This is a genomic window from Lentzea sp. NPDC004782 (assembly GCF_040609115.1).
Classification (GTDB): Bacteria; Actinomycetota; Actinomycetes; order Mycobacteriales; family Pseudonocardiaceae; genus Lentzea.
Window position 1 is genome coordinate 12774 of sequence record NZ_JBEXJN010000045.1, and the last position, 25527, is coordinate 38300.

Annotated in this window: 19 protein-coding genes; 3 read left to right on the forward strand and 16 right to left on the reverse strand. The window is 70.3% G+C overall.

The features are described from left to right. Positions 1-40: 40 nt before the first annotated feature. Both ABZV40_RS33280 and ABZV40_RS33285 read left to right on the forward strand, forming a co-directional pair. Entirely contained in the window at positions 41-1261 is a 1221-nt protein-coding gene (locus tag ABZV40_RS33280; protein ID WP_355450573.1) for an MFS transporter, read from the forward strand. Next, complete coding sequence (locus ABZV40_RS33285; protein WP_355450576.1) at positions 1258-2235, forward strand: hypothetical protein; 978 nt, start codon at positions 1258-1260, stop codon at positions 2233-2235. The genes ABZV40_RS33280 and ABZV40_RS33285 overlap by 4 nt, the downstream gene beginning before the upstream one ends. A gap of 60 nt (positions 2236-2295) precedes the next feature. Here the strand turns inward: ABZV40_RS33285 and ABZV40_RS33290 are convergent, their stop codons facing one another. The 7 genes from ABZV40_RS33290 to ABZV40_RS33320 all read right to left on the reverse strand — a co-directional run bounded on the left by ABZV40_RS33290 (position 2296) and on the right by ABZV40_RS33320 (position 11313). Continuing rightward, entirely contained in the window at positions 2296-3021 is a 726-nt protein-coding gene (locus ABZV40_RS33290) for a polysaccharide deacetylase family protein (RefSeq protein WP_355450578.1), read from the reverse strand. Positions 3022-3024: 3 nt separating this feature from the next. Further along, positions 3025-4140 carry a glycosyltransferase family 4 protein gene (locus tag ABZV40_RS33295; RefSeq protein WP_355450581.1) on the reverse strand — a complete coding sequence of 372 codons (1116 nt, stop codon included), beginning with the start codon at positions 4138-4140 and terminating at the stop codon, positions 3025-3027. After that, positions 4137-5459 carry an O-antigen ligase family protein gene (locus ABZV40_RS33300; RefSeq protein WP_355450584.1) on the reverse strand — a complete coding sequence of 441 codons (1323 nt, stop codon included), beginning with the start codon at positions 5457-5459 and terminating at the stop codon, positions 4137-4139. Before ABZV40_RS33300 ends, ABZV40_RS33295 begins: the two co-directional genes overlap by 4 nt. Positions 5460-5462: 3 nt before the next feature. Continuing rightward, on the reverse strand, positions 5463-6341 hold the full coding sequence (locus ABZV40_RS33305; RefSeq protein ID WP_355450586.1) for a hypothetical protein: 879 nt from the start codon (positions 6339-6341) through the stop codon (positions 5463-5465). Positions 6342-6406: 65 nt separating this feature from the next. Continuing rightward, the gene (asnB, locus tag ABZV40_RS33310) at positions 6407-8266 is read right to left on the reverse strand and encodes an asparagine synthase (glutamine-hydrolyzing) (protein WP_355450589.1); all 1860 of its coding nucleotides are present in this window, start codon (positions 8264-8266) and stop codon (positions 6407-6409) included. Continuing rightward, on the reverse strand, positions 8266-10311 hold the full coding sequence (locus ABZV40_RS33315; protein ID WP_355450592.1) for a glycosyltransferase: 2046 nt from the start codon (positions 10309-10311) through the stop codon (positions 8266-8268). Before ABZV40_RS33315 ends, asnB begins: the two co-directional genes overlap by 1 nt. 195 nt (positions 10312-10506) lie before the next feature. Then, positions 10507-11313, reverse strand: a complete 807-nt coding sequence (locus ABZV40_RS33320) for a hypothetical protein (RefSeq protein WP_355450595.1) — start codon at positions 11311-11313, stop codon at positions 10507-10509. Here ABZV40_RS33320 and ABZV40_RS33325 point away from each other — a divergent pair. Then, on the forward strand, positions 11276-11608 hold the full coding sequence (locus ABZV40_RS33325) for a hypothetical protein (protein ID WP_355450598.1): 333 nt from the start codon (positions 11276-11278) through the stop codon (positions 11606-11608). The genes ABZV40_RS33320 and ABZV40_RS33325 overlap by 38 nt on opposite strands. Before the next feature lie 353 nt (positions 11609-11961). On the opposite strand, the gene ABZV40_RS33330 is transcribed toward ABZV40_RS33325, so the two are convergent. From ABZV40_RS33330 to ABZV40_RS33370, 9 genes are all read right to left on the reverse strand, one after another. After that, positions 11962-13413 (reverse strand): lipopolysaccharide biosynthesis protein, encoded by a 1452-nt coding sequence (locus ABZV40_RS33330; protein WP_355450601.1) that lies wholly within the window; start codon positions 13411-13413, stop codon positions 11962-11964. Continuing rightward, positions 13410-14525, reverse strand: coding sequence for an acyltransferase (locus ABZV40_RS33335; protein ID WP_355450604.1), 1116 nt, complete (start codon positions 14523-14525; stop codon positions 13410-13412). The genes ABZV40_RS33330 and ABZV40_RS33335 overlap by 4 nt, the downstream gene beginning before the upstream one ends. Further along, the gene (locus tag ABZV40_RS33340; RefSeq protein WP_355450607.1) at positions 14522-15049 is read right to left on the reverse strand and encodes an acyltransferase; all 528 of its coding nucleotides are present in this window, start codon (positions 15047-15049) and stop codon (positions 14522-14524) included. The genes ABZV40_RS33335 and ABZV40_RS33340 overlap by 4 nt, the downstream gene beginning before the upstream one ends. A gap of 122 nt (positions 15050-15171) precedes the next feature. Beyond that, positions 15172-16278 (reverse strand): DegT/DnrJ/EryC1/StrS family aminotransferase, encoded by a 1107-nt coding sequence (locus ABZV40_RS33345; protein ID WP_355450610.1) that lies wholly within the window; start codon positions 16276-16278, stop codon positions 15172-15174. 17 nt (positions 16279-16295) lie between these two features. Beyond that, on the reverse strand, positions 16296-17504 hold the full coding sequence (locus tag ABZV40_RS33350; protein ID WP_355450613.1) for a glycosyltransferase family 4 protein: 1209 nt from the start codon (positions 17502-17504) through the stop codon (positions 16296-16298). Continuing rightward, complete coding sequence (locus ABZV40_RS33355) at positions 17501-18151, reverse strand: NeuD/PglB/VioB family sugar acetyltransferase (RefSeq protein WP_355450615.1); 651 nt, start codon at positions 18149-18151, stop codon at positions 17501-17503. Before ABZV40_RS33355 ends, ABZV40_RS33350 begins: the two co-directional genes overlap by 4 nt. Beyond that, positions 18148-19254, reverse strand: a complete 1107-nt coding sequence (locus tag ABZV40_RS33360) for a DegT/DnrJ/EryC1/StrS family aminotransferase (RefSeq protein ID WP_355450618.1) — start codon at positions 19252-19254, stop codon at positions 18148-18150. The genes ABZV40_RS33355 and ABZV40_RS33360 overlap by 4 nt, the downstream gene beginning before the upstream one ends. An 8-nt stretch (positions 19255-19262) precedes the next feature. Next, positions 19263-20456, reverse strand: coding sequence for a glycosyltransferase (locus tag ABZV40_RS33365; RefSeq protein WP_355450621.1), 1194 nt, complete (start codon positions 20454-20456; stop codon positions 19263-19265). 24 nt (positions 20457-20480) lie between these two features. Continuing rightward, positions 20481-25409, reverse strand: a complete 4929-nt coding sequence (locus ABZV40_RS33370; protein ID WP_355450624.1) for a DUF4082 domain-containing protein — start codon at positions 25407-25409, stop codon at positions 20481-20483. Between the last annotated feature and the right edge of the window lie 118 nt (positions 25410-25527).

Consider the following 25527-nt stretch of genomic DNA (forward strand, 5'->3'; position numbering starts at 1 on the left):
TCAGGCGTCCAGGCACTTCCTGGAAGAAGGCGGTGTCGGCGTGTACGTGGCGGGCGCACGGGCGGAGCACGGCACGAAGCTGGGAGGCGTCCCCCGCGCGGTGGTCGCCGTCGGCGTGGTCTCGCTGCTCACCGACGTCTCCGCCGAGATGGTCACCGCGTTCCTGCCGGTCTACCTGCTGTTCACGCTGCACGTCGGTTACGTGCAGTTCGGCCTGCTGGACGGGCTGTACACCGGCGCCACGGCGGTGCTGCGCCTCGTGGGCGGGCACGCCGCCGACCGGTTGCGCCGCCCCAAGGCCGTCGCGGGTGTGGGCTACGCCATGTCCGCGGTCACGAAGCTGGCGTTCCCGTTGGCCGGCGCGTCGGCGTTCGGCATCGGCGGCCTGCTCGCCGCCGACCGGGCGGGCAAGGGTCTGCGCACCGCGCCGCGTGACGCCCTGATCTCGCTGAGTGTTCCGTCACACCAGCTCGGCACCGCGTTCGGCGTGCACCGCACGATGGACACCGTCGGCGCGCTGCTGGGCCCGCTGGTGACGTTCCTGCTGCTGGCGAACCTGGGCACGGCACCGGACCCGATCTTCGTCACCAGCTTCGGGTTCGCGCTGATCGGTGTCATCACGCTGGTGTTCTTCGTGCGGGAACGCCCGGCCGCGCCCGCCTCGGCCAAGAAGGCGCCGTCGATCAAGGCCGGTCTGGCCCTGCTGAAGGACAAGCCGTTCGCCCGCGTGACGATCGTGGCGGCGGTCCTCGGCCTCGCCACGATGTCCGACGCGTTCGTGTTCGTGCTGGTGCAGAAGACCACCGACATCCCGTTGAGCGCCCTGCCGCTGCTGCCGCTGGGCACCGCGCTGACGTTCCTGCTCCTCGCGACCCCGCTGGGCCGGCTCGCCGACCGCGCCGGGCGCTGGCGGATCTTCTTCGCCGGGCACGTGTTGCTGCTCGCCGTGTACCTGCTGTTGCTGACGCCCAGCGGTGGTTACCCGATCGCGATCGCGGCTTTGCTGCTGCACGGCGCTTTCTACGCCGCCACCGACGGCGTGCTGTCGGCGTGGGCGGGGTCGATGATCCCCGAGGACCTGCGCGGGTCGGGCCTCGCCGTCGTGCAGACCGGTCAGGCGCTCGCGAAGCTCGTGTCCTCCATCGCTTTCGGCTTCCTGCTGCAGTACGCGTCCGTGCTCGCCGCGGTCGTCGTCGCGTGCGGCGGGCTCGCCGTCTCGTTGCTCGTCGTGTTGCTCGTCAGAAGGAGAGCTGCCGCGTGAAGTCCTGGTTCGCCAGGTACCGCGTCGTGATCGGGGTGGCCCTGGTGACGCTGGTCGTGCTCGCGACCGGCGGCTACGTCTGGCGCACCGCCGCCCGTCCGGCCGATCAGGGTCAGCAGTCCCGCTCCGGGCGCCTGCTGACCCTGATCGACCAGCGGAACGGCAACGACGCGGTGTCGACCGCCGAACTGTCCACATCGGACGGTACCCGCACCCCGACGGGCTTGCGCTGCCAACGGGTGTACACGGCGGGTGGCACCACGGTGTGCCTGCGCCTCGCGGGCGTCGGCCCGACGTTCGAGGCGGCGGTGCTGGACCCGTCCGGTCACGTGCTCAAGACGATCCCGCTGCCCGGTGTGCCGTCACGGGCCCGCGTCTCCGCTTCCGGCAAGGTCGTGTCGTGGACCGTCTTCGTGTCCGGTGACTCCTACGTCTCGGCCGGCGGGTTCTCCACCCGCACCGGCTTCTACGACCTGCGCACCGACACCGTGGTCGAGTCGCTGGAGACCTTCGGCGCCACGGTGGAGGGCAGGCCGTACGCCGCGGCCGACGCCAACTACTGGGGCCTGACGGTGGGGTCCGACGACCGCACGTTCTACGCGACGTTCCTCGGTGCCGGCCGGCGCTGGCTGGTCAAGGGCGACCTGGCCGCGCGGACGCTGGAGACCGTCCGGATCGGACCCGAGTGCCCGTCGCTCTCCCCCGACGGCAAGCGGCTCGCGTACAAGAAGACCACCAAGTGGGTGGGGCGGTGGGAGCTCGCCGTGCTCGACCTCGCGTCCGGGCAGGAGCGCGTGCTGCCGGACACGGCGGGCATCGACGACCAGGCGGCGTGGCTGGACGACCACACGTTGGCCTACGGCGCGATCTCCGGCTCCACGGGCAAGAGCTCCGTCTACCAGGTGCCGGCGGACGGCTCCGCCGGCCCCACCTTGGTCGCCACAGAAGCCTCGTCCCCGGTCCCGATGCCGTAGTCGCGTTCGATGAAGGGCTCCTTCATCCACCTCAGGTGGAGGAAGGAGCCCTTCATCGAGCTAGTCGCGGAACCAGGCCGAGCGCCACGGTTTCGCGTGCGTCAGCAGGTGGCCCACCGACACGGGCCGGTAGTCGCGCGCCCGCAGCTCCGCCACCAGCTCCCGCGTCACCTCGCCGCGGTCGAACGTCGGCTCCGGCGTCGTGTCGCCGGGCGGCACCTCGAACCCGTCGTGCATCAGCATGATCGAGCCGGGGTGCAGCCCCTCCAGGCCGCGGGCGGCGACGTCGGCGGCGGCCCCGTCCACCCAGTCCCGCACGCTCGGCCCCCAGACCACCGGCATCAGGCCGGCGCGCCGGGTGGCGGCGTAGGTGGCGGGTGACTGGGAACCGTAGGGCGGCCGGAACATCCGCACGTCCCGACCGGCCACACGGGACAGCCGGGTACGGCCGTCCTCCAGCAGGGACCGCACTTCGCCGCGCGGGACGGTCGTGAGCCGGGTGTGGTCGACGCCGTGCAGGGCGATCTCGTGGCCCTCGTCGAGGACCGCCCGCACCAGTTCCGGGTAGCGCTCAGCGCGGTAGGCGAGCTGGAAGAAGGTGGCCTTCAGTCCCAGTGACGCCAAGGCTTCCAGCACGGCCGGGGTGCCGACCGGGTCGGGGCCGTCGTCGTAGGTCAGGGCCACCAGGCGGTCCGAAGTGCGGCCGCCGCGCAACGAACCCACGGGGAACAGCACGCGGTCGGCGGACCTGCGCAGAAAGCGCCGGGTCGCGACGGAGAGCGCCACAGATCATCCCTTCCCGGCGATGCGCACGACGTCCGCCGCCGCGCGCTCCCACGAGTAGTGCCGGGCCGCGTCCTCCCGCGCCTCCCAGGTGGTCCGGTAGATCGAGTCGTCCCGCAGCACCGACGCGACCACCTTCGCCAGGTCCTCGGGGTCCTCCGACCGCACGAGGTCACCCGTCCGCCCGGCCGAGATGATCTCGGGCATGGCGAACGCGTCCCGGCCCACGCACGGCAGTCCGCGCGACAGCGCCTCGGCGAACGCGATGCCGAACCCCTCGAACCGCGACGGCAGCACGAACAGGTCGTGCGAGTCGTACAGGGCGGCGAGCTCGGACACCGGCAGCCTCCCGAGGAACGTGACCCCGTCCGGCACCGGACCGGCCAGCGGCCACTCCGAAGGCCCGACCACCGTCAGCGTGATCGCGGGGTCGACCTCGCGCCGCAGCACCGCCAGCGCCCGCACCACCTGGTCGCCGCCCTTGGTGTGGAAGTCCTTGCCCACCATGAGCAGCCTGCGCCGCGACTCCAGCCGCCGCGCGAACACCTCGTCGGCCACCACGGACGACACCGCGGAGATGCCGGGGTTCACCACGTGCACGCGATCAGCGGGCAGTCCGGTCACCGACACCAGGTGGTCGGCGAACCAGCGCGACATCGCGAACACCCCGGCCGCCGACGCGTACACCCGCCGCTGCCGTTCGGCCGACCACCGCACGGAAGACTCGGTCAGCGACGGGAAGTGCGTCAGGGCACCCTCGCGCGCCAGCAGTTCCAGCAGCACGTCGTAGCTCAGGTCCTGCAGCAGGTAGTACGGCCGGTCCAGCACCGCGAGGTCCTGGACCTGCAGCACCGCGTCAGGCATCAACGACCGGCATGCCTTGCGCAGCGCCGTTTCCTCGTACCACCGGGCCCCTCGCGAGTGCCGCCACATCGACACCCAACGGCCGTCGGCCCGGCGGGCGTGCGCGGCCTTCAGCCCCAGCCGCACGAAAGGAGGATGCGAGACACCGAGGTCCACCACGTCCACAACGGACCGAAGTGCCGCGCGGAGGTTCCACGGCGTGTAGGACCACGTCGGTTCCGGCACGGGGTCCCAGCTGCAGGCGAATCCGAGTTTCACAGCGCCACCTTCTGCCGTTCCGGCCGGGTGAGGGGCGGGTCGTCGAGCGCGCGCCGCGACAGCCGCCACAGCGCGCCGATGATGCCCAGCAGCAGGAACACCAGGCCGCTGATCATGGGGAACCCGAGACCGTCGAACGTCGCGAACGACAGGCCCGCCACCGCCATCGACGCGCACAGCACCTGGCCGAGGTGCCGCATCTCGTCGTCCATCGCGCGCGCCCGCACGCCGCGGGCCGAGAAGATGCCGACGACGAACAACGCGATCAGCGCGGTCAGGCCGATGAACCCGGTCTCCACGATCTGGCCCAGGTACTGGTTGTCGAGCGTGATGAACGTCTTGGGCAGGAACGTCCCGAACCCGCGGCCGAGGTACGGCGACTTGTCGATGAAGTCGCCGACCACGGCGTAGTCGTCGGTGCGGCCCTGGATGCTCGGGTCGTCCTGCCAGCCGGTGAACAGGCCGGTGATCGTGCCGACGAGACCGGGGATCAGCACGCGCAGCACGACGATCGCGACCGGCGCGACGAGCAGCGCGATCGCCCGGCGCACGCCGGACCAGCCGGCGAACAGCACGATGAACGCGACGAACAGGCCCAGCGTCGCCGACCGCGACACCGACATCGGGCTGGCCAGGCCGATGAGCGCCACGAGGCTGAACCACAGCCAGCGGTGGGTCTTGACGTAGAACGCCTGGTGCAGCGCGATCGGGAACATCATCGCGAGCACCACGCCGAACTCGATGGCGTGCGAGGCGGTGGCGGACACGCGGCGGAAGTTGGACCGGTCCGTCACCGACCCGATGACGTAGTTGATCTTCAAACCGGGGATGTGGTAGAGCTCGGCGATGTTGAAGCCGGTCGCGAACTGCAGCAACCCCATCACGGCGATGATGCCCGTCAGGATCACCAGCGTGCGCAGCAGCAGCTCGACGCTCTTGCGCGTGCGCAAGAGGTCCGCGGCCACGAACGCGATGCCGCACCACGACAGCAGCGTGAGGATCGCCCGGTCGGCGCCGGAGAGCTGGTCGGCGGGCAGCGGGTGCAGCACGCCCCACGCGTAGGACAGCAGGATCGACCCGGCGAACGCGAGCACCACCAGCCTGATCGGCTGCAGGCCCGTCTTCACGCCGTTGCCGGGCAGCATCCTGACCATCAGCCAGAACAACAGCATGCCCATCCCGACGACACCCGCGGGGGTGCCGCTGGCGCCGAGCGGCCCGATGATCATCTGCGCGGGCAGGCAGAACAGCAGCACCGCGTAGACGGTCAGCAGGCCTCTCGCGTCACCGGGCTCGGGTCGGCGGAGGAAGTCGAGCATCGCTCACTCGCGCCGCGACTGCGGGGCGGGCTTCGGGCCCTCCTCGCTCGGCCACTGGACCTCGCCGTTCTGGCCGTTCTTGGCGCTCGGCACCTGCACCGGCCGGAACCGGTGCGTCTCCTCGGACCCCGTCTTGTGCACCACGGGCGGAGGCCCCGCGGCCGGCGGGCGCGCGGGCGTGGCGGGCCGGGCTACCGGCGGTTTCGGCGGCGCGTTGTCCACGACCGGCGGCAGGTCGGGACTGTCCACGAGGGACTCCTCGATCACGGCCCGCTGCCGGCGGCGCGTCTTCACGCTCTCCACCACGAACGCCGCGAGCACGGTCGACGCGAGGCCGACCACGAGCATGCCGGCGAGCGCGCGCAGCTGGCTGCCGCGCTGGATCTCCGCGTGGCTGGGCAGCGTGATCGGGTTGGTCGTGATGAGGAACTGCGGCGGCGCCTTCAGGTCGACCTGGCTCTGCCGCAGGTTGTCCGTCATGGCCTTCTCGACGACCTGCGCGGTGCGCAGCGCCTCCGCCTCGCTCTTCGACGTGGCGGTCACCTGCAGCATCGGCGCCTCACCGGGCACGATGTCGACGAGGTACTCCCCCGTCGCGCCGGAGGACTTCATCAGCTCGACGGTGGTGAAGTCGTTCATCTTGCGGGCGGTGATCTGCGCGACGATGCCGAGCGAGCCACCGAACCCCAGGTACGGGTTGGCCTGACCGGCCTGCGACGACCCGACCTGGGCCGGCACCAGCAGCACGTCGGAGGCCTTGACCTGGTAGGTCGGCGGCACGGCGATCAGGATGCCGATCCCCGCGGCGGTCATGATCGCGACTCCGACCAGCACGGTCACCCAGCGCCTGCGCAAGACCTTCAGCGCGCTAACGAAATCCACGTCTGCCCCTGGCTTTTCCCGTGCCCCAGTCAGCACGAGCCTACGCGAACGCTTCGTCGCCTGACTCATTCCGCCACCTCCGAGGTCCTCGCCTGCTCGCGGTGCCAGACCTCGAGCGAGAGCAGGGTCCACAAGCGCGGTTGTTCGTTCCTGCCGCCGGAGTCGTGCTCGGCCAGCAGTGTGCGCACGCCCGCCGGGTCCAGCACGCCCCCGACGAACGAGGACGGCCCGGTGAGCAGGTCGTGCGCCATGTCGCGGAGCCCGTCGCGGAACCAGGCGTCCAGCGGCACCTTGAACCCCGACTTCGGACGGTCCACGACGTCGGCGGGCAGGTGCTCCCGCGCGACCTCCTTGACCACCCACTTGGTCGTGCCGCGCCGCACCTTCACCGAGCTGGGCAGGGTGAAGGCGAGCTCGGCGACCCGGTGGTCGAGGAACGGCGGCCGCAGCTCCAGCGAGGCCGCCATCGACATCCGGTCGCCGCGTTCGAGCAGGTTGTCGGCCAGCCACGCGTGCGAGTCGGCGTAGAGCATGCGCCGCAGGGCGTCCCCTCGTCCACGGGTGTAGGCGGGTGTGATGTCACGCACAGCCGGACCACCGAGCAACGCCTGGCGCTCGGCCGTGGTGAACGGGGCGAACCAGCCGCGCATGCGGTCGGCCGCACCGGGTTCGGCCATGGCCCGCAGCGCCACGCCGAACCGGGCGGCCCTGGCGGGCAGGGCGTTCTCCAGCCGGGACAGCGCCGCGTGGCGCAGCCAGGCCGGCACGACACCGGCCCACCGGGTCGCGCGGGCGAAGCGGTACTTGGGGTAGCCCCCGAACAGCTCGTCGCTGCCCTCACCGGACAGCACGACCTTCACCCGGCGGCGGGCGAGCTCGGCGAGCTTGAACACCGCCACGTCGGCCGGTTCGGACAGCGGCGCGTCGCGGTGCCGGCTGAGCCTGCCCCAGTTCTCGCGGAAGTCCTCGGCGGTCACGACCACGTTGTGGTGCTCGCTGCCCACCTCGGCCGCGACCTTCTCGGCCCAGTGCAGCTCGTCCACCCGCGGGTCGCCGAACCCGGCGGAGAACGTGTGCAGCTCGCCGCCGCCCCGCGCCTTGGCCACGAGAGCGGTGATCAGGCTGGAGTCCACGCCACCGGAGAGGTACGCGCCGACCGGCACGTCCGCGACCAGCGCGTCGCGCACCGACCGTTCCAGCGCCTCCCGGACGAGCGCGACCGCCTCCTCGGGCGTGCAGGCGCGCACGAGCCCCTGGGCGGGCAGCTCCCAGTACGGCGTCTCGTGCACGTGACCACCGCGCGAGACCGTGAGCCGGTGGCCGGGCAGCACCTTCCGCACGCCGTCGAACAGCGTGTACGGCGCGGGAACCGACCGGTGGGCGAGGTAGTCGTGCAGCGAGGCGTGGTCCACGCCCCGGTCACCGATCAGCGGGATCAGCGCCTTGATCTCGGACGCGAACGCGAACAGCCTGGCGTCGGCGTAGTAGTAGAGCGGCAGGATGCCCATCCGGTCGCGGACCAGGTGCAGCTCGCCGGTCCGGGCGTCGTCGATCGCGTAGGCGAACTGGCCGCGCAGCTTGCGCACGCCGTCCACACCGTCCTGTTCGTACAGTGCGAGCAGCGTCTCGGTGTCGCCGTCGGTGCGGAACGGGTAGGTCAGCTCACCGCGCAGCTCGCGGTAGTTGAGGATCTCGCCGTTGAACGCGATGTGCCGCCGCTCGTCCGGCGTCGCCATCGGCTGCCTGGACGCGGCCAGGTCGATGATCGACAACCGGGTGTGCGCGAATCCGGTGGAACCATCGGGACCGACCCAGATCCCGGCGTCGTCGGGGCCGCGGTGGTGCAGCGTGGCCGCCATGGCCCGCAGCACCGCCGGGTCCACCGGTACGCCGTCGAAACGCCGGACTCCGGCGATGCCGCACATCAGGCTTCTCCCTCGGCGAGACGCATCAGGTCGCGGGCGCGCGCGTCCCAGGAGGCCGACAGCACCGAACGGCGGCGCAGCTCGGGGGTCCCGATGCCGCCGTCCTTCAGCGTCAGCCGGATCTGCTCGACGAAGTCACCGGGGTCGCGGGCGACCCGGACGCGGTCGAGGTAGTGCCGCACCTCGGGGAAGTCGGTGCTCACGATCGGCAGGCCGAGCGCGAGGTACTCCTTGAGCTTGATCGGGTTGGCGTGCTTGATCCAGTCGTTGTCGAGCCACGGCATGAGCGCGACGTCGAAACCCGTGCCGTACGCGGGAATCTGCTCGTACGGCCGGAAGTCCAGCCACGTGACGTTCGGGTACTTCTCGTAGCGCTCCATCGAGCAGGTGGCGTCACCGATCAGCACCAGGTGCGCCTCGGGGATCTCCTTCGCGACCCGCTCCAGCAGGTCGAAGTCCACCAGGTAGTCGTCGAGGCTGCCGAAGAACCCGATGACCGGGCCCTTGATCGACGCGAGGTCCGCCGGCAGCTCGTCGCGGCGGCGGAAGTGGTCCAGATCGACGCCGTGGTCGAGGAAGTGGCCACGGGCGCCGGTCTGGGGCTCGTCCTCGGCCTGCAGCGCGCGGCTCACGTACAGGACGTGGTCGGAGTGCGCGAGGAGTTCGTCCTCCAGCGCCTTGATGGTCGCCTGGTCCGACTCAGGGAACGCCGAGTGGCGGTCCGAACGGTTGTACACCAAGGAGGCGCGCGGCATCGGCTTGATGACGTCCCACGAGGTGGGGATGGTCGCGACCACGACCGGGGCGCGCATGCCGAGTGCCAGGCAGACCGCGCGGACCTGCGCGCGCACCAGCACCGAGTTCAGCTTGCGCAGCCACGGCTTTCCGTAGAACGGCAGCGGAAGCGGTGTCATCACGTGGAAACCCGGGGTGTCCGGGATCGGGCGGCGCACCAGCATCGCGACGCTGCGGGCCTTGCGGAGGATCCTCCGCAGGAACTGGGTGCTGCGGCCGGGCAGCGGCATGCGCAGCCCGATGCTGTTGACCAGCAACACCTTCCGGTGCTTCGCGACCCGGCGCAGCAGCTGGAAGTCGGAGTGCGCCCGGTTGTGGTACCACCAGTCCTGCGCGGAGAAGCACAGGTAGGCGGCTGAGTTCTTGTTCGTGTCCAACGGTTCCGGCCACTCCCGCATGCCGATCAGACCGCGCAGCGCGGCACGGTGCCGCGGGCGGTGAATGCGCAAAATTTCGTTCAACGCCACCGCGAACCACATCAGCACGGACTGCGCCCGGCCGTGCCGCTCGCGGTGCAGCCGGACCCGGTTCGCCTGCACCAGCGCCCACAGCCGGGGCGAGGTCTCGGACTCGCCGCCGAGGTGGACGGCGACGGCCTCGGGCTCGTACCGGATCGCGAAACCCTCGTCCCGCGCGCGGAGCATGTACTCGGTTTCCTCGGAGTACAGCAGGTAGCGCTCGTCGAGCACGCCGACCCGGTCGACGCACTCGGCGGTGACGAGCCACGCCGCGCCGGTGACCCAGTCGGCCGTCTCACCGGGCTGGGTCACGATCTCGCCCAGCGCCGGGTACCGGCCCGCGGTCGTGCCGCCGAGCAGGGCCTGGCCCAGCACGCGCAACGGCGTCGGCTCACGGCGGACCGAGTGCTGCACGACGCCGGTGGAGTCGACGAGCTTCGGCGCGACGATGCCGACACCGGGCCGGACCGCCGCGCGCAGCGTCGCGACCGCGCCCGGCTCCAGCCTGATGTCCGCGTTGAGCACCAGCACGTCGCAACCGGGGGCCGCGGCGATGCCCGCGTTCACGCCCGCGGCGAAACCGTCGTTGACCAGCCGCCGCACGACCTTCGCGCCCGCGGCCTCGGCCAGTTCCACGGTGTTGTCCGCGGACGCGTTGTCCACGACCACGGCCTGCCAGTCCGCCACCCCGCTCAGCGCGACCGGCAGGGCCTCCAGGCAGCCGCCGATGACGTTCGCACTGTTGTAGGTGACGATCACGACGGCCAGAGGTCTTGCGGGAAGTGAATCCACGAGCTGGGTCCTCCGGGAGCGAGCTGCGGCCGGGAATCCGGCCGCGACGTCTACTCCCCCTAGATCGAGGAGCCCTGTCCCGCCGTTACGTTCCGTGGACCTGAGAATCGCCTGAGGACTACTCCGGCAACACAAGGTGTCGCCGGGGTAGCCCTCAGTGTTTTCGCTGTTTTCGCTCTTGTGGTCGGAATTCGGTCATCCCTCGATCTTGACCGGCTTGCCGTTCTGGTCGACGTTCCCGCCACCGTCGGTGGCACCGCCCAGCGCGTTGTGGAACGGCGCGTACTGGAATTCGGTCGTGAGCACGTTGTTCTTGATCACGAACGGCGGCGAGGCGGCGGCGAAGATCAGGTGGTTCGACCGGGTGATGTAGTTGCCGTCGATCGTCCAGTTCTTGCTGACCGCGTTGCCCGAACCGCCGTTGGCGTCGTTGTAGATGCCGATGCCGTTGTGGGTGTACTGGCCGTCCGAGCGGATGCCGTCGATGTAGTTGTGCTTGATCACACCGTTGGAGCCGTTCGGGTTGATGTTGACGACGTCGGTGTGGTCGCCGGCCTTGAACCAGATGTCGTGCAGGAAGTTGTCCTGGATCAGGTACGGGCCCTGCCCCTGGATGATGATGGGGATGTTGAAGCCCCAGATGTTGTTGCGCAGGAACGTGCCGCGGTTGTAGGCGAAGATGCCGTTGCCCGACAGGCCACCGCTCTGCGGCGCGATGGTGCTGTCCTGCACGGTCACCGTGCCGCTCTCGATCCACATGGCGTGGTTCGAGCCGCCGAAGATCCTGCTCTGCTGCACGAGCACCTGAGTGCTGTCCGGCACGTTGATGTGGACCAGGCCGTCGACCTGGTAGTTCTCGAAGACGAACGGGTCGCCCGCGTTGCCGGAGCCGCGCGCGCCGTGGTCCTTGAGCCACCGGACGTCGATCAGCTGGTCGCCGCTGAGCGGACGCAGGTTGCCGTTCTTGACGCCGGTGTTGCCGGCGTTCGGCCACCCCTGCACGCCCGGCTGCGCCGGCGGCTTCGGGGTGCCGGGCGGCGCGGGCCTGGGGGTGGTCGTAACCGGCGCGACCGAGCTCGAGGAGGGTGCCGCGCTCGACGACTCCGCGGCGCTGCTCGACGTGGCGGACGTCGTCGCGGCGACCGGCTGGGCGTCGCCCGACTTCGCGCCCGCGGGGGAACAGGCGACGAGAGCGACGGCGAGTGCGGCGAAGGATGCGATGCGGGAGGACCGTTGCCGAAGGGGAGCACGGCGTTCGTTCTGTCTCGCGCTGCCACTGGGCGTGGCGGTGCGGTGAAGCACGGGGGATGCCACCTTTCAGTTCGGGCCGCCTACGTCGATCGCGGGGCGTCCCGCGGCCGGGACATCCCTCAAACGATCTCGTTATCTGGCGGTTACCGTTTTGGGCAGGGGGACGGTAACCCAGCGCCGAAGGGCGTGCATTAGGCCGTTCGGCCGAGTACAGCCATTTCACCGCTGTCGTTCCGAAATTGCCATCACCTGATCAGGTGGATCTATTTCCAGAATGACCGCAGGTCAGCACTGAAAATGATCTGGCCTTGCCGCGACGCTCTTGACTTGAATTCCTTGTGAGTAGTACATGGACAAACATTTGCACGCGCACAGGGTGAGTCGTGCCACGTGGCGGGATCAGGAGGGTGCCGGGCTCGCGGGTTCGAGGTTCTTCAGGTCCCGCAACGAGTGCCGCACCGGCGCCACCACCGGCAGGTACAGCAGCAGGCCGCCGATGCCGCCGACCAGCAGGATCGCGAGGTCGTGGTGCAGCACGCGCGTCACGACCAGGGGCACCGGACACAGCGCGAAAACGCCGAGCGCGGGCCTCGTGACCGCCTGGGCGAGGCTGACCGGCCGCACTCCCAGGCCGCGCAGCGCGAACAGGAAGGCGGGCAGCATCACCCCGACCGCGACGACCATGTGCGCGATGCCGACGCCCATGACGCCCGCCGAGTACGCCCCCAGCGCCAGGGCGGGCACGAGCACCGCGACCCACAACGCCTGCAGGGCGAGCGTCTGCCTAGCGTTGCCCACGGCGATGAGGACGTCGAAACACAGTTGCAGCGCTACGCGCGCGAGGCCGAGGACGGCGAGGAACATCAACGCGGTGGACGCCGCCGACCACTTGTCGCCGTAGAGCACGCGGATCGCCGGTCCGGCCATGAGCGCCAGCAGGCCGCAGATCGGCACGGCCGCCGCCATCAGCAGCCCCATCGACCGCGCGAAGGCGATCCGCAACGACGGCAGGTCGTGCTGCAGGCGGGCGAACGCCGGGACGCTCACGCGCGCCACCGGAATCGACAGCAGCGTGACCGGCCAGCTCGACAGGTTGAACGCCAGCACGTACAGACCGAGCGTCTCCGGCCCGAGCAGCCGGCCGACGACGATGTTGTCGACCTGGACCATGGCGACCGCGAGGATCGTGGCCCCGGCCAGCGGCAGGCCGTCCCTCAGGAGTTCCTTGGCCACCTCGGGGTCGAACGCCGGCTTGTAGCGGACCGGGGTGAACACGAGGTGCAGCAGGCCGTTGACCAGGTTGCCCACCAGCCGCCCCCACACCAGGCTCCACACGCCGAACCCGGTCAGCGCGAGCGCGAGGGTGAGGCCGGTGGTGACGACGAACCCGGTCAGGTCGGCGTAGGTGCGCAGGTCCTGCCGGAAGCTGCGGGTGAGCATCGCCGACGGCACCGCCAGCGCGCCGTTGATCAGGATCGCGAACGACAGGACCTTGACCAGATCCGCGGCTCCGGGTGCGCCCAGTGACCGGCTGAACACACCGGCACCCGCGTAGAAGACGCCGAACAACACGCAGCTCGACCCGAAGATGACCGTGACCGCGGTCGGCGCGATCCGGGAGACGTCACCGGGCCAGCGGACCAGGACCTGTTCGAGCCCGAGGTCGTTGAGGTTGATGAGGAACACCAGCGCGACCGTGGCGACGGCGAACAGGCCGTAGTCGTTCGGCGTCAGCACGCGCGCCAGGATGATGCCGGACACCAGGTTCGCCAGGCGCGAGAGCAGCGTGCTGGCGAAGCTCCAGCGCACCCCCTTCCTCACGAGGGTGCCGAGGTTCTCCTCAGAGCTCACGTCTTTCCCCAGAGCGAGGTCTTGAGCGCCGCCCACGACCGGTTCTCCAGGAACGGCCGTTCGAACACGCGGTGGAAGAGGTACGAACCGCCGAGCACGACCGCGAGACCGAGCACGAGCAGCAGGCAGAACCGGGCGAACACGTCGCTGACGAGGTGCGCCACGACGAAGTGGTCGGTCAGCCACAGCAACGGCAGGTGCACCAGGTACACGCTGTAGGAGAACAGGCCGACACCGCTGAAGACCCGGTGCGCCAGCAGCGTTTTCAACGGCTCGAAGTGCCCGCCGGTGAGCGCCGCGAGCACGCCCGCCGTGCCGGCGCCGATCAGCAGGTCGATCCAGAAGTAGGCGTGGTCGACCCACACCGAGCCCATGGTGACCGCCATCAGGACGAACGCGCCGTAGCAGCCGGCACCGGCCCAGCCGGCCCAGCGCGGCACCTCGCCGGACCTGACGACGTCCGCCGCCGCCACACCGAACACGAACAGCGCCAGGAACTGCGGCGTGAAGTTGAGCAGGCCGTGCAGCGGGCGGACGTTCTCGGCGACGAGCTGCGACGCGACGACACCGGTGGTGAAGACGGCGACCATCCACACCGGACCGAGCTTGCGACGGAACCACAGCACCAGCGGGAACAGGAAGTAGATCTGCCACTCGATGGCGATCGACCAGAACGCGCCGTTGGGCTTCGGGCTGTCGACCACGTCCTGCACCAGGAAGAAGTGCGCGATGACGCCCTTGAGCGTGATCGCCCGCCCGGTCAGCTCCGGCGTGATCAGGCCGAAGACGACGACGCTGAGCGCCAGCGCCGCCCAGTACGGGGGCAGGATGCGCCAGGCCCTTCTGCGGATGAACCTCAGGACACCGCCCAGTTCGTACTCGCGGCGCGCCGGGGCGACCGTGAGCGAGAACCCGCTGACCACGATGAAGACGGCGACCGCGAGGTGGCCGTAGACGAGCCAGCCGAGCACGGGCGGCCCGGTGTTGACGGGGTAGGCCGGGTAGACCGTGAACCAGATGTGGTGCAGCACCACGTACACCGCGGCCAGCGCGCGCACACCGTCCAAGAAGGACAGACGGGTGCGTGCGGGCGCGCCGACCGTGGCGGTCACCGTTCGACCAGCCCGTCGCCCGCTCTCCGGTAGGTCTTGCCGCACGCGCAGGTCAGGTCGTCGGCGAGCCGTTCACCGCACTCGCAGACCCAGCCGCGCACCTTCGCCGGGTTGCCCGCGACGAACGCGTGCGCCGGGACGTCCTTCGTGATCACCGAACCGGCGGCGGCGAACGCGTGTGCGCCGATCTTGGTGCCGCACACGACCGTGGTGCCCGCGCCGAGTGTGACGCCGTTCTCCACGCGCGTGGGCAGGAGGGCCTCGGGGCCCTTCTTGACGTGGGCGCGGGGGCGCAGGTCGTTGGTGAAGACGACGTTGGGACCGAGGAACACGTCGTCGCCGACCGACACGCCGTCGAACAGCAGGACGGCGTTCTTGACCGTGACGCGGTCGCCGAGCACCACGCCGCCCTCGACGAACGCGTGGTCGCAGATGTTGCAGTCCCTGCCGACGACAGCACCCGGCAGCACATGCGCCCAGGCCCAGACGCGGGTGCCCTCACCGACGTTCTCGGACTCGTTCAACCCAAGCGGATGCACGCTAGGCACAACCACCCACCGCCTTCCGCGCGGCACCCGCGAGGTCGATGAAGGGCTCCTTCATCGACCTGAGGTGGAGCAAGGAGCCCTTCATCCCAAATCCGGGGCTAGGCATGCGCGGTCACCGCTTCCTTGAGCACGGCGGCGACGCGCTCCTGCTGCTCGCGCGTGATGCCGGGGTACAGCGGCAGCGACAGGATCTCCTCGCCGGCCTGCTCGGCCACCGGGTAGCCCTCGGGCCGCCCGTACTTGGCGAAGGCGCCCGTGCGGTGCACCGGCGTCGGGTAGTGGATGCCCGCGCCCACACCGTTGTCGTTGAGGTGCTGCAACACCATGTCGCGGTTGCGCACGCGCACGACGTACAGGTGCCACACGTGCTCGTTGCCCTCGGCGACACCGGGCAGCCGCACCTCGGACACGTCCGCGAGCAGCTCGGCGTAGATGTCGGCGGCGACGGCACGTTCCTTGTTCCAGGCGTCGAGCTGCTTGAGCTTGGCGCGCAGCACCACGGCCTGCAGCGTGTCGAGGCGCGAGTTGAAACCCAGCTCCGGGTGCGAGTACTTCCGGTCGCTGCCGTGGTTGGCGAGCAGCCGCAGCTTGCGCGCGATCTCCTCGTCCTGCGTGACGACGGCGCCCGCGTCACCGAACGCGCCGAGGTTCTTGCCGGGGTAGAAGCTCGTGGCGGCGGCGACGCCGAAACCACCCATGCCGGTGCCGTGCTGGGTGGCGCCCTGGCACTGCGCGGCGTCCTCGACGACCAGCACGTCGTGCCGCGCGGCGATCTCGCGGACGGCGGCCATCGGCGCGAGCTGACCGAACAGGTGCACGGGCAGGACGGCCCGGCAGCGCGGTGCGACCCGCTCGAACTCCGCCGGGTCCAGCAGCAGGTGCACGGGGTCGACGTCGACCGGCACCGGCACGGCACCCGCGCGGACCGCGGCCTCGGCGGTGGCCACGAACGTGTTGGCGGGCAACACCACCTGGTCTCCGTCGCGAACGCCCGCGGCGCGCAGGGCCAGCTCCAGCGCGTCGGTGCCGTTCGCGACGCCGACGCAATGCGCGGTGCCGGTGAACGCGGCGAACTCCTCCTCGAACGCCGTGACGTCCGGGCCGCCGATGAAGGCGGTCTTCGCGAGCACCCTCGCGAAGCCCTCCTCGACCTCGGCGGCGATCCGGTCGCGCTGCAGGCCGAGATCGACCAGCGGAATGTTCACAGGGATTGCCCTCTCGTTCACGACAGCTTCCGCCTGACGGTGCGCAGGCCGTTCTTCACCGGTTCCGGGAGTCCGCGCGCGACCAGCATCGCCGCCGTCCGCGCGCCTTCCTTCACGGACGTCGCTCTGGACGCCGATTCCGCTACGGTCCGCTGGTAGAGGCGTTCGAGACCCCGCGCGGCCGGATCGAGCCCGTAGTGCTCGACCACCACCGAACGGCCGAACGCGCCCAGCTCCGCGCGCACCGAGGCGTCGTCGAGCAACGGGCGGATCTGGTCGGCCAGCAGCGTCACCGGTTCGGTGCCCTCACCGAGGCCGTAGTAGCCGTGCTGCCGGAAGTACCCGACGGTCCCGGGGGTGAACGGCAGCGAGAAGCCCTTCTCCCCCAGCACGACGATCGGCTTGGCGAACGCCAGCGTGCGCAACGCCGACCCGCCCATGCCGAGCATCACGTCCGCCGCCTCGTACGCGGGCCGCGGGTCCACCAGGCCACCGGTGAGCACGATCACGTCGGCGCCGTGCCGGTCGTTCACCTCGCGAGCCCGTTCGGCGACCTTCGCCGCGGCGGTGCCCTCACCGACGATGACCAGCCGCACCGGACGTTCCCCGGCGAGCAGGTCGACGGCCTCGATGCTGCGCAGCAGGCTCTCCAGCTTGAGCCACTCGGTCAGCCGCGACACCGTGACCAGGTTCGTCCGGCCGTCGAGCAGGCCGTACTTCTCCTTGAACGGCAGAGGATCCACCACACCGGGCGCGTTGAAGTCCACGTCCACCGGCGGTTCCAGCAGGTCCACCGCGCCGGACCGGATCCGCGCGGCGTCCTCGGCCAGCTGCTTGGTGCCGAACGTGGTGGGCAGGTGCCGCGGCAGGAACCCCGGCACGACCATGCCCATCATCGTGGTGAACAACGGGATCCCGTGGACCAGGTGCTCGCCGTAGTAGGCGTCGAAGCACTGCGGCCAGTCCCACACGTGGATCAGGTCGGGCTTCTCCGCCTTCACCGCCGCGCGCAACGCCCGCGCCACCTTCAATGACGGATGCCGGGTGGCGTCGGGAGCCTCGATCAGGCGCAGGCCGCGTTGTTCCGCCAGGGCCACCGCCGGGCCGGGAGCGGCGAACAGGACGACGTCGTGGTGGTAGGTGTCGCGGATGCGGGCGGCCAGCTCGATGGCGTTGGTCTGGGTACCGCCCAGTTCCAGGCGGTGCGCGAAGACCAGGACCTTCACACCCCCACCTCCAGCGGCCGCGCGGGCGAACCGGCCCAGGTCTCCCCGGCCGGCACGTCCTTGAGCACCACGGATCCCATGCCCACCAACGCTCCCGCGCCGATGGTCAGGTCCTGCCGCACCAGCGCACCGGAGCCGATGTAGGCGCTCTCCCCCACGCGCACGTTGCCCGCGAGCGCGGCGTGACCGGCCAGCGTCACCCCGTCGGCGACGGCGTCGTCGTGCGTGAGCAACACGTGCGGCATGGCGACCACGAACCGCCCGACCCGCTGCGGCGCGGTGATCACGGCGCAGGCCAGCAGGATCGTGCCCGCACCCAGCTCGACCCCGGCCGCGACCGAAGCCCGCGGGTGCACCAGAGTCGCATAGCGCGAGTCGTCGAACCCGAGCCGCCGCGAGATCCGCATCCTGCTGTCCCGCCCGGCAGGACTCGCCGTGCAGATCAGCACCTGCGCGTCGGAGTGCTCACGGGCGAGGTCGGCGGGCCCGAGCACCTCCACCCCGTCCACGACGCTGCCGTGCTTGCCGGGATCGTCGTCGAGCAGCCCCAGCACCTCGAAGGCCGGCCGCACCGAGTTCACCGCCGCGACGGCGGCGAGCGCCTCCCGCGCGAGGCCGCCCGCACCGATCAGCAGCAACGGCGTCATCGCGCATCACACGCGAGCTCCAGCGCGTCGGCCACCTGGTCCTGTTCGGACCCGGTCAGCTCGTGGAACAACGGCAGGATCAGCGTCCGCGAGGTCAGCCGTTCGGTCACCGGCAGCGGCACGTGCGGGTGACCGGCGTACGCGGGTTCCAGGTGCGAGGCCATGATCCCGCGCCGCGCCGAGATCCCCTTGGCCGCCAACCGGTTCAGCACCTCGTTGCGGTCCACCGGGCAGTCGGGCGGCAGCTCCACCCAGAACGACTGGTAGTTCGTGGTGCCGTAGGACGGATCGGACACCGCGCGCAGGCCCGGGATCCGGGCGAGCAGGCAGTGGTACCGCGCGGCCAGCTCACGGCGGCGCGCGATGATCGCGTCCAACCGGCCCAGCTGCACCAGGCCGACGGCGGCCTGGATGTCGGTCATGCGGTAGTTGAACGCCGTTTCGAGGTACTCCTCCAGCACCACGCCACCACCGGCGTGCCGGTCGGCCGCGCTCACGCTCATCCCGTGCTCGCGCAACCGACGCGCGCGCACAGCCACTGCCTCGTCGTCCAGCGTCAGCATGCCGCCCTCGCCCGTGGTGAGCAGCTTGCGCGGGTGGAACGACCACGCGGCCAGCGTCGCGCCGGCGCCCACCGGGCCGCCGTGGTACGTCGACCCGGCCGCGCAGGCGGCGTCCTCGACGATCGGCAACCCCAGGGCCTCGAAGGACTTCACGTCGGCGGGCACACCGCCCTGGTGCACCAGCACCACGGCCCGCGTCCGCGCAGTGACCACGGTGGACACCGTCTCGGCCGTCAGGTTCCCGGTCTCCGCCGAGACGTCGGCGAACACCGGCGTCGCCCCGCAGTACCGCACGGCGTTGGCGGTGGCGATGAACGACAACGACGGCACGACGACCTCGTCGCCCGGACCGACGTCCAGCAGGTGCAGCGCGAGGTGCAGCGCCGTCGTGCAGGACGACACCGCGACACCGTGCCCGGCACCGACCCGTGCGGCGAAGGCCTCCTCGAACGCCCGCACCCGAGGCCCCTGCGCGACCCAGCCGGAACGTACCGCCTCGGCCGCCGCCTGGGCTTCCTCCTCGCCCATGAGCGGTCGCATCACCGGGATCATCGATCTCCCCCACCAGCAGCCGGACCGGACACGGAAGCTCCCCTCTCCGAGAGGCCGATGGCCTCCGCGAACGCGTCGCTGCGGCGACGCCACGAGTGTTCGGCAGCGAACTCCTGCCGGGACGCAACAGCCGCAGCAGTGCGTTCCACGCTTGCCGCCTGGGCCACGGCCGCGGCGAACTCCCCCGGCGCCGCGATGGTGACCACACCGGCGGCTTGTGAGGCGAGCCAGCGGGAGGCCGGCAGGTCGGTGGAGACGACGGGCCGACCGGCCGCGAGGTACTCCAGCGTCTTCAACGGGAACGAGGCCCGGTTGAAGGAGGAGTCCAGGTACGGCGTCAGCCCGACGTCGATCTTCCGGTAGTAACCGGGAAGTTCGGTGAACGGCACCTCGTCCACGTGCACGACACGTGGCCGGGCGACGAGGGCGGACCAGCGTTCCGGCTCCCACGCCGGATCACGCGGCCCGACCATCAGCAACGACATCCCGGTGTCCGAGACGGCTTCCAGCAACGAGATGTCGATGCGCGCGGTGATCCGGCCGACGAGCCCGGCGACCGGACCGTCCAATCCGGACACCGCAGGCGGGATCTCCGCGGAGTCCACAGTGGAATAGGCGTCCACGTGCACCCCGTTGGGCAGGAACTGGGCGGGGGCGCCGAGGCCGGTCCACCTGCGGACCAGCTCCGGCGTCACCGCGAACACGTGCCGCGCCTGGCGAAGAGCCCTGCTCTCCTGCCCCAGCAGCCAGCTCGGGTCCAGTCCCATCAGCTCACCGCCCGCGACCCAGTCGTCCGTGCCGTAGAGCACGGTGCGGACCGACGGGTCCCACATGCCCAGCACGTCGTCGAACGAGAACGACACGACGGCGTGCGGTGAGCGCTTCAACCGGCGCAACGCCCAGCGGATCTGGGCGCGCACCAACGGCCACGTCGTGGCGCGGATGCCGGGGCGGGACAGCCCCGGCAACGCCACGGGGGTGAGGCGGGTGATGCCCTCGGGGGTGCCCCCGAGGCGAGGCCGGACTCCTCTGCCGACACCTGGCCGGTACTGGGCGGGTGTCACCGGCGAGATCGGCGGATCCACCCACAGCACATCGGCGTACCTGGTCAGTTGTTCCGCCTGCTGCCGGTCAGCGCCACGGACTCCGTCCCACGGCTTGCCCGACATCATGACCAGCAAAGGAGTCACGACCTACCTCATCCTCCGTTCCGCTTACCGGACGGCGAGCATCCGGCCGCCCGCTGCCCGAGCCACCGGCGTGGCGGTCCTGCCGAACGGCACCGGCCGCACCGAGGCCGCCGACGGCGTGCCGCTGGACGGCGAGTACACCGCGTCGACCCAGTAGTTCGCGTCGTTGCCGCTGGTCGGGAAGCCACCGCCGGAGCCGTACACGTACGTTCCGTTGGGGGCACCCGCCTGCGTCTTGGGCGCGTGCATCGGACCGCGGTCCACGCCGTTGAACTCGAACTGGCCGCGCGTCACGGAGTAGTGCCCGTTCGGCGCGTAGTACGAGACGACGTACTGCGTGTTCGCGGCGACCGTGATCGGCGTGGCGAAGTTCGCCTGCTGCCAGCCGCCGGCGCTCTCGCTGGAGAACGTCACCGTGCCGAGCAGCGTGCCGGTCGAGGTCCACAGGTGACCGACGTGCGTACCGGTGTTGCCGGTGCCCTTGTAGAACCGGACACCCGTGACCACACCCGGCTGGTCCACCGTGAAGCGGACGCCGAGCTCGACCTGGCCGTTGTCGTCGGCGTTGTTCACCGCCGGCGTCGCCGAGTCGGCGAACAACGTGCACGGGCAACCGCTCGAGTCGGGCAGTGCCGTGGTGAACGTCCAGCTGACCGGAGCGGACATCTGGTTGCCCGCGAGATCCTTCGCACCGGACACGGTCGCCTGGTACTTCGTGGCCGGGGCCAGCGGCGAAGCCGGCGTGTACGTCCACGTCCTGGTGGCCGGGTCGTAGGCGGGGCTGCCCGCGACCGAGGCACCGGCGCCGCCGACCGGCACCAGGCTCACCGACGGCGTCGCCGGGTCGATCGCCTCGTCGAACGTCACCGACACCGAGGTGGTGGTCGGAACGCTCGTGACGCCGTTGGCGGGGACCGTCGAGACGACGGTCGGCGCGGTGACGTCCGGCGGCGCGGTGTTGGTGAAGACCGCGTCCACGTAGTAGTTGCCCGCCTGGTACGAGTCGACCGGGAACCCGCCACCGGTGGCGTACTTGAAGAGACCGTTCTTCAACGACCCGTTCGCCGGCGAGTGCAGCGGCGCGTTGTCGACGTCGGCCGTGAAGTAGTTGACGTCACCCGCGTACCGCCCGTTCGGCGCGTAGTACGACACGATGTAGGTCGTGTTCGCCGTGACCTGCACCGGGTTGGCGAAGGTCAGCTTCTGCCAGCCGGTCGCCGTCTCGTTCGTGAACGTGCCGGTGGCGAGGCGCGTGCCGGTGGTCGACCACAGGCTGCCGGTGTGCGTGCCGGTGTTGCCCGTGCCCTTGTAGAAGCGGACACCGGTGATCCAGCCGTTGGTGTCCGGCGTGATCCGCATGCCCAGCTCGACCGGGTTGGTGTCGTTCACCACCGGGTTCGCGGGAACCACGCTGTCGTTGAACAGCGTGCACGGGCAGGCGCCGATGCCGGACGTGGTGAAGAACCAGCTGGTCGCCTGCGGCATCGCGTTGCCCGCGGTGTCCGACGCCTTGACGGTGACCGTGTAGGTGGTCGCCGCGTTCAACGGGCTCGACGGCTGGAACTTCGCCGTGCGGGTCGTCGAGTCGTAGGACGCCGTTCCCGTGACGGCCGGGCCGCCGGAGAACGTCCACTGCACGGTGGCCGGGTTGATCGCCTCGCTGAACGTCGCCGACACCGACGTGGTCGTCGGGACGCTGCGCGAGTCGTAGCCGGGGTACGTGGACGTGACCGTCGGCGGGGTCAGGTCGGGATCCGGCTGGAACACCGCGTCGACCCAGTAGTTGTTGCCACCGCCGTTGGTCGGGAACACGCCGCCCGTGCCGTAGCGGTAGACGCCGGACGCGCCGTCCGTGCCGTTGGCGAGCGCACGCAGCGGTGCGTTCGCGACCTGGGCGTTCAGGCCGCCGTTCGTGGCCGAGTAGAAGCCCGAGGTCTGGTACGAGACCACGTACGTCGTGTTGGCGTTGATGTGCACCGGGGTGCTGAACAGCGCCTGCTGCCAGCCCGCGGTGGACTCGGTGCCGAACGTGACGGTCGCGAGCAGCGTACCGGTGTTCGACCACAGGCGACCGGTGTGCGCGCCGACGTTCTGCGGTCCCTTGTAGAACCGGACGCCGGTCACGTTGCCGCTCACGTCGGAGCGGAACCGCATGCCGAGCTCGACCGCGGTCGCGTCGTTGACCGTGACGGTCTGCGGCGCCGCGCTGTCGTCCCACACGCTGCACGGGCAGACACCGGGGGTGGCCGGCTTCTGCGTGGTGAAGCTCCAGGACGTGGTGCCGGACATGGTGTTGCCGGCGGTGTCCTTGGCGCCCGTCACCGAGGCGGTGTAGGTGGTGTTGCCGGCCAGCGCGGTGGTCGGCGTGAACGTCGCGATCTTGTTGGCGGCGTCGTAGGCCACGCTGCCGCTCACCGCCTGGCTCGCGGCGTTCTTCAGGGTGAAGTTGATCGTCGCGGCCTGCACGGCCTCGTTGAACTGCACGCTCGGCGTCGCCTGCGGGGAGACGCTGGAGCTGCCGTTCAGCGGCGACTGCGGGGTCGCGGTGGGCGGCACGGTGTCCGGCGGCGCGACCGTGTCGAAGACGGCGTCGACCCAGTAGTTGCCGCCCTGGTAGGTGTTCGTCGGGAACGCGAACGACCCGTAGCCGAACATGCCGTTCGGGGCGCTCTCCGTCGTCGCGGGCGCGTGCAGCGGCGCGGCGTCGAACGACTTGTTGCGGAAGAAGTCCGAATCGGACGAGTAGTGCCCGCTCGGCGCGTTGTACGACACCACGTACTGGGTGTTGGCCTGCACCTCGACCGCGGGGTTGAGCGTGGCCATCTGCCAGCCGCTCGCGGTCTCGTTGAGGAACGTGGCCTGCGCCAGCAGCTGACCGCTCGACGACCACAGGCCACCGGTGTGCGTGCCGGTGTTGCCCGTGCCCTTGTAGAAGCGGACGGCGGTGATCCAGCCGTGCGCGTCGGTGGTGAAGCGGGTGCCGACGTTGATCGCGTTGGCGTCGTTGTTGGAGACGGTCTTCGGCGTCGACAGGTCCGGGAAGATCGTGCACGGGCAGGTGCTGTTCAGCGTCACCGACGCCGGTGTGGTGTCGGTGTTGAGGCTGTCGTCGGTCGCCCGCGCCAGCACGTTCAGCGATCCGGTGCGCGGGACGGAACCGGTGTAGGTCCAGCTCTCCCTGCCGTTCGCGACGTGCCACGTGGTGCCGCCGTCGAGCGAGACCTCGACGCCGCCGACGCGGCCGCCGACGTCGGTGGCCGTACCCGTGACGGTGATCGTGTCTCCACTGTGGACGGTGCTGCCCGCGGTGGGCGAGGTGATCGTGGTGCTCGGCGCGGTGCCGTCGGTCGACAGGCCCGCGGCCACGAGCCCGGCCATCAGGCTGCCCGGCTGGACTCCCATGTCCCCGAACAGGTTCACGGTCGCCTGCTGCATGCGGGCGTCGGTGCTGACCGCCGTACCGTCGTGCTGGTCGTCGAGACCCCACGACCACTGCACCGTGCCGGCGCCGAACACGATCGCGCCGCTGGGCGCCTTGTACAGCGTCATGCGGTGCGTGGCGTCACCCGACGCGACGGTCGTGCCGTAGTCCTGGATCTTGGCGGCGACCGTCTGGGTGGTGTTGGACAGCCTGACCATGTTGTTCGGGCGGAACCCGTTGTCGACGTCCTCGTCCCACTCGTAGCCGAGGCTGTTGGGAGCGAGCGTCGCGACCTGACCGGCGGACTGGTTCGCCACGGACGTGTTGCGCCAGAAGCGCATCTTGCCGTCCTCGGCGGGCACCTGGATCGCGTAGCTGCAGCAGTTGACCGTCCACAGCTGACCGGTCAGCGAGTTCTCCGGCCGGCCGCCGTCGGCGGGCGGGCTGAAGCGCGGGTCGCGCCACGTGCCGGTCCAGGCCGGGTTCGGGTCGATCTTGGCGTTCGCGTGGGTTTCCTTGTACGTCACCAACGTCCGGTACGGGGTGTTGGTGCCGTCGATGCTGTTCTCCCAGCGGGTCTTCCAGAAGACCTCGTTGCCGGAGAAGAACGCGAGGTTCACACCGGCGTCGCGGGCGGCTTCGACGTTCGCGCGCTGCTGCGACGACCAGTACTCGTCGTGCCCGACCGAGAGGAAGACCTTGTGGTTGAGCAGCAGGGAACCCGAGCGGTCGGAGTCGATGCCGGAGATGTAGCTGACGTCGTAGCCGTTGCGCTCCAGGAACCGGATCATCGGGTATTCGGAGCCGAACACGAAGTCACGGCCGTCCGGCACGTCGGTGCGGGTCGAGAACGGGCGGTTGTAGCTCAGCTTGTAGGCGCGCGACGCGGGCTGGCCGCCGTAGAAGCTGTTGCCGCCCCACGTGTTGTAGGCCTGCCACGTGGTGTCGGACGTCTGGTACACCATCTTCGAGCTGCGGGAGTCGTCACGCACCACGAACACGATGTGGTTGTTGACGTCCTGGTCGAGCCGCTGCAGGTTCGCGATGTACACGCCGGAGACCAGGCTCGTCGGCACGGTCCAGGACGCGGACTCCAGCCAGTTGCCGCAGTCGATCAACCCGGTGTTGGGGTCGTTGTTGCAGGTGCTCGGCTGCACGCGCGGCGTGGGCGTGATCGAGTCGACCTTGCGCGCGCCGGCGCCGCCGTAGTAGCCCAGGCGCAGGATGTCGATCCGGTACGGGGCCGAGGTCTTGACCTTGAACTTGATGGTCTGCCCGAGGTTCACCGACATCTGGGTGGCGAAGCCCTCGATGCTCGGGTCACCACCACCGGTCGCGTCCCAGTTGGTGTCACCCGGTTTGGAGTTCTCGCACAGCACCGGGTTCGTCACCGGTGCGTCACACGGGGCCGCTGCCGCGACGGGCCCGAACACGAGGGCCGGGACCAGTGTCCCGGCCAGCAATCCGATCAGCGCCAGCGCTCGCGCCAGAAACGGGTGGGATCTGGCTCTCGAACCCCTTGGGGCGGTCATGTGTCGTCTTCTTCCTCTCGCGCCGCTCCTGCGACCCCAGCTTGTGGTCGTCGTCCGAGCAACGCGCGCTGCATCTCCCCTGAAGCGGGGCGCGCCGACGACATTCCACAAGGGACGT

Coding starts and splice junctions, on each gene's coding strand:
- ABZV40_RS33300 (WP_355450584.1), bottom strand. CDS start 5,459: ATGCTCGACTTCCTCCGCCGACCCGAGCCCGGTGACGCGAGAGGCCTG.
- asnB (WP_355450589.1), bottom strand. CDS start 8,266: ATGTGCGGCATCGCCGGAGTCCGGCGTTTCGACGGCGTACCGGTGGAC.
- ABZV40_RS33355 (WP_355450615.1), bottom strand. CDS start 18,151: ATGACGCCGTTGCTGCTGATCGGTGCGGGCGGCCTCGCGCGGGAGGCG.
- ABZV40_RS33360 (WP_355450618.1), bottom strand. CDS start 19,254: ATGCGACCGCTCATGGGCGAGGAGGAAGCCCAGGCGGCGGCCGAGGCG.
- ABZV40_RS33370 (WP_355450624.1), bottom strand. CDS start 25,409: ATGACCGCCCCAAGGGGTTCGAGAGCCAGATCCCACCCGTTTCTGGCG.